Annotated in this window: 13 protein-coding genes; 11 read left to right on the forward strand and 2 right to left on the reverse strand. The window is 36.2% G+C overall.

Annotation, left to right across the window (positions count from 1 at the left end):
- The first annotated feature begins 41 nt into the window (after positions 1–41).
- From FFM65_RS08625 to FFM65_RS12365, 7 genes are all read left to right on the forward strand, one after another.
- Entirely contained in the window at positions 42–1319 is a 1278-nt protein-coding gene (locus FFM65_RS08625; RefSeq protein WP_119317035.1) for a PTS sugar transporter subunit IIC, read from the forward strand.
- Between the two features lie 272 nt (positions 1320–1591).
- Entirely contained in the window at positions 1592–2680 is a 1089-nt protein-coding gene (locus FFM65_RS08630; RefSeq protein WP_119317037.1) for a DUF871 domain-containing protein, read from the forward strand.
- Between the two features lie 2 nt (positions 2681–2682).
- On the forward strand, positions 2683–3810 hold the full coding sequence (locus tag FFM65_RS08635) for an amidohydrolase/deacetylase family metallohydrolase (protein WP_119317038.1): 1128 nt from the start codon (positions 2683–2685) through the stop codon (positions 3808–3810).
- The gene (locus tag FFM65_RS08640) at positions 3797–4894 is read left to right on the forward strand and encodes a DgaE family pyridoxal phosphate-dependent ammonia lyase (RefSeq protein ID WP_119317039.1); all 1098 of its coding nucleotides are present in this window, start codon (positions 3797–3799) and stop codon (positions 4892–4894) included. Before FFM65_RS08635 ends, FFM65_RS08640 begins: the two co-directional genes overlap by 14 nt.
- A 1-nt stretch (position 4895) precedes the next feature.
- Positions 4896–5627: a 2-dehydro-3-deoxy-phosphogluconate aldolase gene (gene dagF / locus FFM65_RS08645; RefSeq protein ID WP_119317040.1), complete on the forward strand. Its 732-nt coding sequence runs from the start codon at positions 4896–4898 to the stop codon at positions 5625–5627.
- Positions 5628–5638: 11 nt separating this feature from the next.
- Positions 5639–6631, forward strand: a complete 993-nt coding sequence (locus tag FFM65_RS08650; protein ID WP_119317041.1) for a sugar kinase — start codon at positions 5639–5641, stop codon at positions 6629–6631.
- Positions 6632–6677: 46 nt separating this feature from the next.
- Entirely contained in the window at positions 6678–6806 is a 129-nt protein-coding gene (locus FFM65_RS12365; RefSeq protein ID WP_255311499.1) for a hypothetical protein, read from the forward strand.
- A 49-nt stretch (positions 6807–6855) separates the two neighbouring features.
- On the opposite strand, the gene FFM65_RS08655 is transcribed toward FFM65_RS12365, so the two are convergent.
- Both FFM65_RS08655 and FFM65_RS08660 read right to left on the reverse strand, forming a co-directional pair.
- Positions 6856–8634, reverse strand: coding sequence for a glycerophosphoryl diester phosphodiesterase membrane domain-containing protein (locus FFM65_RS08655; protein WP_119317042.1), 1779 nt, complete (start codon positions 8632–8634; stop codon positions 6856–6858).
- A 75-nt stretch (positions 8635–8709) separates the two neighbouring features.
- Positions 8710–8997: a hypothetical protein gene (locus FFM65_RS08660; protein ID WP_119317043.1), complete on the reverse strand. Its 288-nt coding sequence runs from the start codon at positions 8995–8997 to the stop codon at positions 8710–8712.
- 274 nt (positions 8998–9271) lie between these two features.
- Between FFM65_RS08660 and FFM65_RS08665 the strand changes: the two genes are divergently transcribed.
- From FFM65_RS08665 to FFM65_RS08680, 4 genes are read left to right on the forward strand one after another with little or no spacing between them, the layout of a single operon-like run.
- Entirely contained in the window at positions 9272–10891 is a 1620-nt protein-coding gene (locus FFM65_RS08665; protein ID WP_119317044.1) for a PTS transporter subunit EIIC, read from the forward strand.
- Positions 10892–10894: 3 nt separating this feature from the next.
- A complete protein-coding gene (locus FFM65_RS08670) occupies positions 10895–11380 on the forward strand; it encodes a PTS sugar transporter subunit IIA (RefSeq protein WP_119317045.1) in 486 nt (161 codons plus the stop codon).
- 53 nt (positions 11381–11433) lie between these two features.
- Entirely contained in the window at positions 11434–12117 is a 684-nt protein-coding gene (locus tag FFM65_RS08675) for an IS3 family transposase (RefSeq protein WP_162897848.1), read from the forward strand.
- A 39-nt stretch (positions 12118–12156) separates the two neighbouring features.
- Positions 12157–12924: a DeoR/GlpR family DNA-binding transcription regulator gene (locus FFM65_RS08680; RefSeq protein ID WP_119317047.1), complete on the forward strand. Its 768-nt coding sequence runs from the start codon at positions 12157–12159 to the stop codon at positions 12922–12924.
- Positions 12925–13000 lie beyond the last annotated feature (76 nt).

Here is a 13000-nt window from a genome sequence, read left to right on the forward strand (position 1 = left end):
TTATAATGTTATTATATTTGCGAAAAAGAAGGAGGTATTAAATGGATAATTTTATTAATTTTTTGAATTTTAAAGTCGTGCCAGTTGCGAACAAATTAGGAGCACAACGACACATGATGGCAATCAGAAAGGGTATCATTTCAACGCTACCACTAACGATTGTTGGTTCGTTCTTCACGATTATCAATAATATGCCAATTGAAGCAGTCGCTAAAATGTTGGAACCATACAAAGATATTCTGGATATTCCATTCCGTTATACAGTGGGGATTTTAGCACTCTATGCAGCTTTTGGAATTGCTTCATCATTGGCAGATTATTATAAATTGGACAAATTGACTAACGGAACCTTAGCTGTTTTAGCTTTTCTAATTTCCGCTGCAGCCCCAATTCAAGTAACGGACAATGTCAAAGGAGTAATCGATGCGGGTCGATATATCAATATTGCTAATCTTTCGGCTTCGTCGCTGTTTGCTTCAATTGTGACTGGTCTTTTGACAGTTGAAATTTATCGTTTCTTCAAAGAAAAAAATATCACTATCAAAATGCCGGCCGGTGTTCCACCAGAAGTTTCAAATTCCTTCGTAGCTCTATTTCCAGCAGCATTCATCTTGCTATTTTTCTGGTTTATTAGATACGTTTTGAACTTCAATATTTCTACTTTCTTGACAACAATTTTGATGCCGCTGAAAGGAGTTCTAGTTGGTAACAGTCTCTTCGGTGGGTTACTAACGATTTTCTTGATTACTGGTTTTTGGACTTTAGGAATTCACGGAGCAGCAATTTTGGCACCAATTACTAGACCATTCTGGGAAATGTCAATTGCTCAAAACATGGGTGAATTTACTAACGGTACTAGTGCTCATCAACTTTCAACAATCTTTACAGAACAGTTCTTACAATGGTTCCTTTGGATCGGTGGTGCCGGTGGTACTTTGGCGCTAGTTGTTCTATTTATGTTCTCTAAATCAGCTTATTTAAAAGATTTAGGAAAATTATCATTTTTACCAGGACTATTCAATATCAATGAACCAATTATCTTCGGTGCACCAATTGTTATGAACCCAATCTTAGGGATTCCTTTCATTTTAGGACCTTTAGTGACCGGGACGTTGTCCTATGTTCTGACGATAACTGGCATCGTGCCGATGATGATGGCTCGTTTACCATTTACTGTTCCTAGTCCTTTAGGTGCATTTGTCAGTACCGACTGGAGTATCCTAGCTTTAATTTTGGTATTCGTCAATTTCCTAATCGATTTGGCAATTTACTATCCATTCTTTAAAGTTTTCGAAAAACAACAATTGGAAAAAGAATAGGGTGATGAGATGATCGTGTTTCTACTATTATTTATCTACTTTATTACTTGCGAGATTTTGGTTCAAAAAGGATTCGTACCTAAATTTCTTAAAGGATTAAAAGCAGGAAAACTAATTTTAATTTCATCGCTAATAATCTTTTTGACGGCAGTCGTGAGTTTCTTCTTTAAACCGGCAGTTATTCTCGTAATTTTAAGTACGATCTATTTATCAATCAATATTTCAGAATATTACTTACGAGAGTTTAAAAAAATGGAAAGAGGTAAGAAGATATGACCAAAAGGTCTTTAGGTATCTCACTTTATCCAGATCACAGTAATTTGGATGATGATAAGCGTTATTTAGTTCAAGCTAATCGTTATGGTTTCACGAGAATTTTTATGAGTATGTTGGAAGTTTCTGAAGGTAAAGAAAAAGTTGCCAAAAAATTCAGCGATTTAATTAGCTTTGCAAAGGATCTAGGTTTCTCAACTACTTTGGATATTGCACCAAACATCTTTGATCAGTTGGGAATTTCCTATGATGATTTGGATTTCTTCTCTGAATTAGGAGCTGATGCAATCAGATTAGATCAAGGCTTTGACGGGCAAAAGGAAGCACTTTTATCTTATAATCCTCAAGCTTTGAATATTGAATTGAATATGAGTAATGACGTTGCTTATTTAGACAATATTCTCAGTTATTCAGCCAACCAGCCATTTATTTATGGTTGTCACAATTTTTATCCTCAACGAGGTACTGGATTGCCACTAGATTTCTTTATCAGTGCGTCGAAACGTTTTAAAAAACATGGCATCGAGACTGCTGCTTTTATCACCTCTCAAGTTGGTAATATCGGACCTTGGGATATCAACGATGGTTTGCCAACTTTGGAAATGCATCGTGATTTGCCAATTGAAGTTCAAGCTAAGCATTTATTCGCAACTAACTTGATTGATTGCGCCATTATTGGTAATGCCTATGCTTCTGAAGATGAATTGAAAAAACTCAGTGAGATCAATCGTTATCAATTAGTTTTCAATGTTGAATTATCGGATGATATTAACCAAGTTGAACGGGAGATTTTATTAGACAATCAACACGTCAGACGAGGGGACATTACTGATTTAGTAATTCGTTCAACTGAAGTTAGAAAGAAGTACAAGAATAACGATAATCCTGTCAGCCAATCCTCCCATGATTTCAAACGTGGCGATATCGTTATTGGCAATGATAACTTTGGTAAGTACAAGAATGAATTACAAGTCGTGCTCCAAGACCATACTGATGAGCGTAAAAACAAAGTTGCCCAAATTTCTCAATCTGAATTATTCCTGCTAGATTATGTCGGACCATGGGATAAGTTCAAGTTCAGGAGGTAAATGTGACTAGTCTTTATATCAAAAATGGCAAAGACATCAGTGGTTTTCCTTTGGAAGTCTTGATTGAAAATCAAAAAATTGCTCAAATCGGTCCCAAATTAAATGTTTTAACGGCTGATGAGGTAATTGATCTGCACAATACTTCTTATATTAGCGCTGGCTGGATTGATGACCACGTCCACTGCTATGAAAAGTTGTCGCTCTATTATGATGATCCAGATAAGGTCGGTTATTTAACTGGTGTGACAACAGTGATTGATGCTGGTTCCACTGGTGCCGATAACATTGAGGATTTTTATCAGATTACTCGTCACAAAAAGACTAATGTTTTTGCAATGATCAATATTTCTAAAACTGGTATTTTAGCTCAAAATGAATTGGCAGATATGACGAAGGTTGCATATGCGCCACTTCAAAAAATGATTGACCAATATCCCGAATTTGTCGTGGGTATTAAAGCTCGAATTAGTAAATCAGTCGTAGTCGACAACGGCATTAAGCCACTAATCAAAGCCAAAATGTTTCAAAAATTATTAACGCAGCCTTTACCACTAATGGTTCATGTCGGAACTAATCCACCAACCCTATCAGAAATTATGGACGTCTTAGAGAAAGGCGATATTATTACTCATTGTTTCAATGGCAAGGACAACGGTATTTTGAATTCAGATGGACAAGTAAAAGAATTTGTTAAAGCTGGTTTGGCGAAAGGCATTATTTTTGATATTGGGCATGGTTCCGAAAGCTTTAATGTCAAAACCGCCCAACAAGCTACTATAGAAAGCATCTTTGCTCAAAGTCTGAGCACTGATATTTATCATCATAATCGGGAACTTGGTCCCGTATATAACATGGCAACGTGTATTGAGAAGATGCTGTATCTAGGTTTTGATTTGAAACAAGTAATACCAATGATTACAACAGTTCCGGCTCATAATTTCAATTTGGATAAAGGTGAATTATTAGTTGGCAAGGATGCTGATTTAACGATTTTTGATGTCAAAAACCAAACTAAAGAATTAGTCGATTCAGATGGCAATAAATTTCAAACTAACAAGGTCGTTGAACCAATTTACAGCATCATCAGCGGTCAAAGTTATGCAATAGGAGAAAACAATGGATCTATATGATAAATACAAATTAAAACGCGTTATCAATGCAGACGGTAAAATGACGATCTTAGGCGTTTCAAAAGTTTCAGACGAAGTAGTAGCTGCTCAAAAATTGGGAGCACAAAATTTCTTTGAAATGTCGGATCTGTTAGTTAAAACTGGTGAATATTTAGCTCGTTTAGTCGGCAGTGAAGATGCTTTAGTGGTTAACTCTGCTTCGGCAGGAATCGCTGAATCTCTTGCAGGAATTATCGGCCAAGGCAGTCAATATCATGTATATCATCCTTATACTGACCGCATTACTAAGCGAGAAGTGATTTTGCCCATGGGTCATGATGTTGATTATGGAACACCAGTGGATGTGATGATTTCAGTTGCTGGTGGAAAAATGGTTCCAGCTGGTTACAGCAATATGTGTAAATCTGAGCATTTAGAAATGCAGATTACTGATCAGACAGCTGCCATCTTATACATCAAGAGTCACCACACGGTGCAAAAGAGTATGTTGACGATACCAGAAGCAATTGAAGTCGCTCATCGTCACAGTTTGCCACTAGTTTTGGATGCTGCCGCCGAAGAAGACCTATTAAAATACATCAAAATGGGTGCTGATATTGTAATTTACAGTGGTGCCAAGGCAATTGAAGGACCAGCCTCTGGGGTGATTTTCGGTAAAAGTGAATATATCAAGTGGGCTCGCATGCAAGGATTCGGTATTGGTCGAGCCATGAAGATTGGTAAGGAAAATATTATTGGGTTAACAGCAGCGATTGCTAAATATTTAAAAGATGGTTCAGAATCCGGTGAATCGATGATTGAAAGACTCAAGCCTTTCGTTGACAATTTAGCTCAAGTCCCCAATATGGATGTCAAAATAGTTCAAGATGGTGCTGGTCGTGAAATTTATCGTGCTGAAGTAAAACCGACTGGCAATTTATCAGCTAAAGAAATCTGTGACCAATTGAGAAATGGTGATACAGCCATTTATGCACGTGAATATCGAGTGAATGAAGGTATTATCGAATTTGATATTCGGGCCGTTAATGAAGTAGAGATGTACCAAATTGTTTCAAGATTAAAAGAAATCGTTGGAGGAAATTAAGATGAGTTTACGACCAAATTATTTGGAAAATGGAATTTGTTTGAATGTCTTAGCTAATTCAGTTCAGAATGCTAAAGATTGTTACGAAGCTGCTGAAGGTCATGTAGTATTAGGAGTTTTGACTAAAAATTATCCAACTGATGAAGCTGCTATTGCTGATATGAAGGAATATCAAAAAGCTATCGACAATGCCGTTTCTGTCGGTTTAGGCGCCGGAGATCCTAATCAAAGTAGCATGGTAGTCAGAGTTTCAAAGGCTATTCAACCACAACACGTCAACCAAGTGTTCACAGGTGTAGGTGCTAGTCGTCAAGCTCTTGGACAAAATGAGACCATTATCAATGGATTAGTTTCTCCAACTGGTAAAGTTGGTTTCGTCAATTTGGCAACTGGTCCTTTGAGCAGCCAAACGGCTCCAACTGAAGTAAGCATTGAAACAGCTATTGCATTGCTCAAAGATATGGGTGGTTCTTCCATCAAATTTTTCCCAATGAAAGGTTTAACTCACAAAGCCGAGTACGAAGCTGTTGCTAAAGCCTGTGCTGAAAATGATTTTGACCTTGAACCAACAGGTGGAATTGATTTAAATAACTTTGAAGAAATCGTCCAAATTGCGGTTGATGCTGGTGTTAAGCGGATTATTCCACATGTCTACAGTTCAATCATCGATGAAAATGGCGATACTAGACCAGAAGACGTTGCTAAGTTGTATCAAATAATCAAAAGATTTTAGAGGTTTTTCAGATGAATATTTTAGCCTTTGGCGAAGTTATGTTACGTTATACCGTCAATGATCATAAAATGCTCGAGCAAACTGACGACATGACGGTCACAACTGTGGGGACGGGCGTTAATTTGTTGAGTAGTTTGGCCCATTTTGGCTACGACACATCGATTTTAACTGTATTACCAGATAATCCTGTTGGAAGAAAGGCAGCAGCTGATTTACGAAAGCTGGGTATTTCTGATCGAAAGATTATTTATCAAGGTCACAATATCGGTAGTTTCTTCGTTGAATTAGGTTTTGGACCACGACCCCAACGAGTGACTTATCAAGATCGTCTGTCTAGTGCTTTTAGTAAGAGTAAAGTTGAGGATTACGATTTCGAGAAAGCTTTAACAGGTGTAGATATTGTTCATATTTGCGGCATTGCTTTGAGCTTAACAGATCAAACGCGAAAAGCCGCTAAAAGATTAGCTCAAGTAGCTCAAGCAAGAAATAAAATCGTCTGTTTTGATTTTAATTATCGCATGAGTTTAAATTTGGATATTGACCACGAAACGATGAAAAAACGATACCAAGAGATTTTGCCATACGTTGATATTGTCTTTGGTAGTAAGAGGGATTTAACGGATTTGTTGGATTACCAAATTGACGATGAAACCGAGTTGTACAAAAAATTCTGTATCGAATATCAGATCAATTTCTTTGCTGGCAGTCGTCGTAGTATTGTTGATGGCGAGAAGTATTTTGAGGGTTTCTTGTTCCATCATGACAAAATCTATCGCTCTAGTAAGCATAAATTAAATATCATCGACCGAATCGGTAGTGGGGATGCCTTTGCTAGTGGGATAATTTGTGGCCTGTTAGAAAAATGGACTTTCGAAGATATTCTAGAGTTTGCCGTTGCTAATTCAGTTTTAGCCCAAGCGTCGATGAATGATACACCAATTTTTACTAAAGAAGATGTCTTTGGTTATATTGATAGTGATGGATCGAATGATTTGATTAGATAAGAAAAAATCTATTATTTGATGGAGGTTGGTTAGTATTGATTCCATTTTGAAAGAAGAACTAAAGGATCCAAAATTTAGACGTGAGTTTGAAATTGAAAATGGAAATAATATTAATATTGAAATCGTATATAAACTAGCCACTGCAATGGGTAAAAAAAGTGGCGATAAATATTGAATAAAAAAGCAGTTTTCTCTGATAATTTAAAAGAGAAAACTGCTTTTTATCATTCAAACGGATCTTGCATTTGTGTTACGTAAACTGTCATTCGTTCAGAATAACTGGAGTCTTTAAATAAATTACGGATTTCTTCATGCAAATCACTGAGATTATCAGTAATCACGCCGTCAGCACCCATGAAAATCATTCGATCCATATCGGAAGTATCGTTGACTGTCCAAGCGAAGACTTTCTTTTGCTGGATATGGGCTTGGTCAATAAAGGAATCATTTAAAGTTGTGTATTCCATCGTGAAAGCATTGGAATTAGTGTAAGGAACCCCGAATAGATTGAATGGTAGGACGTAACTAGTTTGAATCTTAGGTAAAAGTTGCTTGGTGTCTTCAATGTATTGATAATCCAATGAGTGCACCATGGCTTTATTTTCTTGCAACTTTTTACCATATTTTTTAGCGAAAAGACTGACAAAATCAGATTTGTTACCAGAAACGTCCTTCAATTCGACTAATAACTTCTGATGCAATTTCGTGGCAGTTGCTAAATAGTCATCAAAACTTGCAATGTGAGTAGTTTTACCATTCTCGTGAACTTGGATATTAGTTAATTCATTTAAGGTTAGTTGACTTGGAGTCTTATTGATTCCAGCTAAACCTTTAAGCGTGTTGTCATGATAAACGACAAACTTGTGATCTTTAGTTTCCTGAATATCCATTTCGATGTAATCAGGTTTTTCTTTGGCAGTAGCTTTAAGTGATTCGATAGTGTTTTGAACACCATTACCGTCATCAACACCTCGATGAGAAATACTCAAAGGTGGTTCTAGTAACCAGTTGTTGAAGTAAGTGATGTCGAAAGTAACAAAACTGACGACGACAGCTGTTCCTAAGATGCCCCAGAACCATTTGTGATAGCGATGGTTGCGTTTAGGATAAAAGTAATTTGTATGTGTATCACTCAAGATAATCAAGATGGCCATCCCAGAAGCATAAATTCCCGTGATGTAATTGATCAGTTGAATAGCCGTCATGTTGATAACAGCCATTGGAAAATCAAGAACTTTTAATGCACCAACATGGTCAATCAAGTATTGGAAAGCAATCAAGATACTTGTTGAGACGGTGATGAAGATGGCGACCACGGCTAACAAGATTAAAAAGATACCTAAGTAATAAAGTTCTTGATGTCTAGTTTTATTCCAACTGTGATGAATTGAAGCTTTGATAGACTTATTTTCAAAAATCATTGAAGGAAGTACTAAGATCCAACGAATCCCAACGTATAAAACCACTAAATAAGCGACAATCAGTAGTAATCCTAATGGCAAATGTTCTTGAAATAGCCAATCGAGAATAAATTGGGGAATCTTTACTTTACTTAAAAGGGTTGAAGATAATCCCAAACTGCCAAATGGTGTAATAATCAAGAAATATAATAGAAAGAATCCAAAAGCTTTAAATGGCAATCCAAAGAGGTTCTTACTGACGCTCTTGAGATAGTCCCACCAACTTAGATTGGCATGTGATTTGATAGCTTGAAAGCTGACTAGTAATAAAGTGAACTGTGCAAAGACTAATAATAGTAGTAGAAACAGGACTAATATTAATCCGATTACCACTAGTGGCTTGTGCGTGATCAGTTCTAAAGCGTTAGTGTATGAAACATAGTTGACATTACCCAAAAAATTGATGCCGTTAGCTAAAAAGCTCAAAACGGGAATCAAAATAAAATGAATAATTAACTGAATTAAGATGATGATTTGACTGTATTTCCAAAAATAACGCCAAAAATTGCTATTTTGACGTCGAAATTCTGCGAGTATCCCCATAATTTTCCCCCTGTTTTCTACTACTAATCATACAATAATAATTCTGAAAACGAGGGCAAAAATTAAGTTTTGTGATTAAGCCATGATTTCAGCCATTAGGTGTTCCTTTAAATAATCAAATTCGCCGTAGCCACTGTATAGGAAGGAATAAGTTTTATTAGCAAAGTTAAATGAAATTCGGTTCCAACCATAATAAGTGTCTTCTTTGATATTAGTGATCTCTTTGATAGGAATGTTTTGCGTTGAAGTACCTAATATCCCTTTAATTGGTCTAATTGAAAGAACTCCTTTAGAAAATGAAAAATTAGAATATCCATATGAAACTTTTTCTTCTGAATCAATAATTTCAATGTAAGCAAACATAATTTTCATCCACCTTTCTGATTTCAAAATCAGTATAAGCTGTCGAACGCGTTCCATAGCAAGGGCTAAGTGGCGGTATTTTTAAATACGCATTTGTCCGCATTAATCACTGACTCTCAAACAGCAAATGCTGAAAAACACTGATACCATTTTCTGAAATTGTTAATTTTTAAAAACGTTTGGCATAAACGATGCTATGATTGCAAATGTTAATTAACGAAAGGCATGCCAAAAATGGTTACTAGTGACCGTCTTATATAAAGAGGGTTTTGTTATGTCAAAAAATAAAGGTGGAAGTAAAACTTTTGCTGCATTGCAAAATGTTGGTAAAACGTTTATGCTTCCGATTGCTTTATTGCCTGTTGCCGGACTCTTTCTAGGGGTCGGAGCTTCATTTACAGGTGAATCATTTATCAAAATGTATCATTTAGAGGCGATTCTGGGACAAGGAACATTTTTGAATCGACTATTAACAATCTTCAATGATTGTGGAAGTGTTATTTTTAATAATCTAGGTCTTTTATTCTCTGTTTCAGTTGCTTTAGGTTTAGCCAAAAGTGAAAAAGGTGTTGCGGCATTGTCAGCCTTAGTCGGCTACTTTATGATGTATGCCACAATGACTAGTGCTATTGTCAATTTTGGAGAGCTACCAAAATTAAAGAAAATCGGTGGTTTATTGACAGATATGCTAGGCTTCACTAATACCATGAATACAGGGGTTTTCGGTGGTATTTTTATCGGTTTGATCTGTGTTTGGCTACACAATAAGTACTATCGTATTAAGTTCCCTGATGCTATTTCATTCTTTGGTGGAACTCACTTCAGTCCTATCGCTGGTGCTTTAGCTGGTATCTTTGGTGGATTCTTCATGGCATGGTTCTGGCCATATATTGCCATGGGTATTGCCGGATTGGGTACATTGATTGGTAAATCAGGTTACATTGGAACATTCTTCTATGCTTATGTTTATAGAGCTTTGATTCCATTTGGATTACATCACGTTTTCTATTTGCCATTTTGGCAAACTGCTGTTGGTGGTACTGCTCACATTGCAGGTCAAACAGTTGTCGGTGCCCAAAACATCGTCTTTGCACAATTGGGTGCCGGAACGAAAATTTCTTGGGAAGCAGCAAGATACTTTGCTTTTGAATTTCCAGTTATGATCGGTGGTTTCCCAGCTGCTGCCTTAGCTATGTACCACTGTGCTAAAAAGAGTAAGCGTAAAGATGTCAAAGGATTGTTACTATCATCTTCACTAACATCTATTTTGACAGGTATTACTGAACCACTTGAATTTACTATTTTGTTTGCATCACCATTCTTATTCTGGGCCATTCACTGTGTCTTGTTCGCCTTTTCAGCAGTCTTTGTTTCCTTGTTGAAGATTGGAGTTGGTTTCACATTCTCCGGTGGCTTACTAGATATGATTTTATACGGTGTCTTGCCTGGTCAAGCTAGAACAAATTGGATAGCCTTAGTACCATTGATTTTGTTCTACTTTGCTTTGTATTACTTCGTCTTCAAGTTTGCGATTACGAAGTTCAACTTAAAGACTCCTGGTCGTGAAGATGATGAAGAAGAAGCTACACTTCACACTAAAGCAGACTACGTTGAAGAAAAGAAAGCTCAAGGTAGTAATGATGCTAATGCTGATGGAATCCCTGCTATGATTGTTGACGGATTAGGTGGCAAAGATAATATCAGTACTTTAGAAGCTTGTGCTACTAGATTGAGAGTTAGTGTCAAAGATCCCAAAATAGTTAAGAAGAACTTGTTGAAATCAACTGGTGCTGTCGGAACAGTTGTCCATGGCAATGGTGTTCAAGTTATTTATGGAACTAAAGTTTCGACGATTGGTCCAGAGGTTGAAGACTATCTAGGAATTGAGGATTAATAAATGAGTTTATTTAGTTTTAATAAGAAAAAAGATTTCTATGCACCCGTTTCGGGAAAATTAATTGATTTAAAAGATGTTAATGATGTTGTTTTTTCTAGCGGTGCAATGGGAGAAGGCTACGGAGTTATCCCTGATGACGGCAATATTTATAGTCCCGTTGCTGGTGAAGTTAGCCAGCTATTTCCCACAAAACATGCTGTCGGTTTGAAATTTGGCAAAATGGAAGTTTTGGTTCATATCGGAATCGATACAGTTGATTTGAAAGGTGAACCTTTTGAGACAATGGTCAAAGTCGGCGATAAGGTTGATCACGATACAATCTTGGTCAAAACTGATTTTGATAAAATCAAAGCTGCTAAAAAAGATACTACGACGATGGTTTTGATAACTAATTCTAAAGATGTTTTGAAAGAATATAGTTCTTTGACTAGTTTTGATAGTCATGTCGACCATGATAATAAAGTCGCTGAAGTAAAAGAAAAGTAGTTGGTCTTTGAAGTGATCCTCCCATAGTCAAAATGATTATAGGAGGTTTTACTTTGACCAAATTTAATTTTGAGACAAAATTAGAAATCGTAAAAAAATATTTAGCTGGGACAAATGTTTCAGAGTTACAAGAAGAATATGGAGTAGCTAATCATTTTAGTATTTTCAATTGGACTGATCGATACAAAAAATTTGGCGCGGAAGGCTTAAAAGTTAGAAGACCTGGTTATGAATATGATGGTAATTTCAAATTAGCTGTTTTGAAGTGGAAAAAAGAGAATCAAGCAACTTATTCACAGACAGCCTTGCATTTTGACATTAGTAATCCAGGGACGATTGCCAATTGGCAGAAAATTTTGGATAAATCAGGACAAACTTCGTTATTTGGACGCCATAGTTTACGGAATTCTCAAGAGAAAACAATTATTGATAAATTAGAACAAGAGAATCAGAATTTGCGCATTGAGATAGCGTATTTGAAAAATTTACTTCCTAGTGCAGATACTACAAATTTTTATTTTGCGCAAAAGAAGCAATGCGATGAACAGTTATTAGATATAATTAAAGATATAAAGAAGCAATATAATAGTTATGGGTATCGTAGTGTCACTAAGGAGCTGCAAAAAAGAGGCTATTCGGTCAATCACAAACGAGTATTACGGATCATGAATGAAAATGGTTTGACTTGCAAAACGAAAAAACATAATTTGACTATTAGTGACGGATTACTTCAATGAAACTGACTACTGGTTTTTACTGTGAGAGGAAAGATGCTTATGATTCCAAAGGAAAAAAGAGAAGCACTTATTTTAGAAAAATTAAAAGATACAAATTGGTTATCGACCAAACAGATTGCTGATCATTTTCAAATTGCTTTTGATACAGCTAGACGTGACATTTTGCATTTAACAGCTACTGGTCAAGCAATTCGAGTTCACGGTGGAATCATGGCAGCTCAAAAGAATGAAATACCGGAATTTCTCAATCGCAAGCGAATTTTGTCGCCAGTCAAAACTCAAATGGCAAAGATTGCAGCATCATATATTTTGCCGGGAAGATTGTATTTTATTGGTGCTTCGACTACGTTGGTTCAATTGTGTGATTTGTTAGGTCAAATAGATACGACCATTGTGACGCATGGAATTGACAACGCGGAACATCTGATGGAAAATTCTTTGCCCAAAGTTGAATTATTGGGTGGTATTGTTGATCGAGTAAACCGTTACACTTCATCATTGGATACGTTGGTTCGTTTGAATGATTATATTTTCGATGCTGCTTTTATCGGTGCTTCACGAATTACTGACGAAGGTGACATTACCGTAATGGGCAAAGCTGATGCCGCTATTTTAAAAAAGGCTGTTCAAAGAAGTAAAAAAATCATTTTAGTAACGCAAAATTATAAATTTACCACTAAAAAAACATCACCTTACGTTGTGGCTAATTGCCAAGATGTTGATGTTTTGATAACTGATGAAGAATTGGATGAAAGGTATAAGAAGTATTTTAGAAAGAGTAATGTTTACCGAGTTATTGGTAAATAAATAAAGCTAAGACTGATTCTGTTTTATGAGAATTAGTCTTAGCTTTTGTTTTTTGTTATTATCCTACTAATAGATA

The organism is Companilactobacillus formosensis, assembly GCF_005405305.1.
GTDB lineage: Bacteria > Bacillota > Bacilli > Lactobacillales > Lactobacillaceae > Companilactobacillus > Companilactobacillus formosensis.

What these genes read in the sequence shown, in the direction of transcription:
- FFM65_RS08650 (WP_119317041.1), top strand. Translation starts at nt 5,639, where the DNA reads ATGAATATTTTAGCCTTTGGCGAAGTTATGTTACGTTATACCGTCAAT.
- dagF (WP_119317040.1), top strand. Translation starts at nt 4,896, where the DNA reads ATGAGTTTACGACCAAATTATTTGGAAAATGGAATTTGTTTGAATGTC.
- FFM65_RS08665 (WP_119317044.1), top strand. Translation starts at nt 9,272, where the DNA reads ATGTCAAAAAATAAAGGTGGAAGTAAAACTTTTGCTGCATTGCAAAAT.
- FFM65_RS08660 (WP_119317043.1), bottom strand. Translation starts at nt 8,997, where the DNA reads ATGTTTGCTTACATTGAAATTATTGATTCAGAAGAAAAAGTTTCATAT.
- FFM65_RS08680 (WP_119317047.1), top strand. Translation starts at nt 12,157, where the DNA reads ATGATTCCAAAGGAAAAAAGAGAAGCACTTATTTTAGAAAAATTAAAA.
- FFM65_RS08655 (WP_119317042.1), bottom strand. Translation starts at nt 8,634, where the DNA reads ATGGGGATACTCGCAGAATTTCGACGTCAAAATAGCAATTTTTGGCGT.
- FFM65_RS08670 (WP_119317045.1), top strand. Translation starts at nt 10,895, where the DNA reads ATGAGTTTATTTAGTTTTAATAAGAAAAAAGATTTCTATGCACCCGTT.
- FFM65_RS08630 (WP_119317037.1), top strand. Translation starts at nt 1,592, where the DNA reads ATGACCAAAAGGTCTTTAGGTATCTCACTTTATCCAGATCACAGTAAT.
- FFM65_RS08640 (WP_119317039.1), top strand. Translation starts at nt 3,797, where the DNA reads ATGGATCTATATGATAAATACAAATTAAAACGCGTTATCAATGCAGAC.
- FFM65_RS08625 (WP_119317035.1), top strand. Translation starts at nt 42, where the DNA reads ATGGATAATTTTATTAATTTTTTGAATTTTAAAGTCGTGCCAGTTGCG.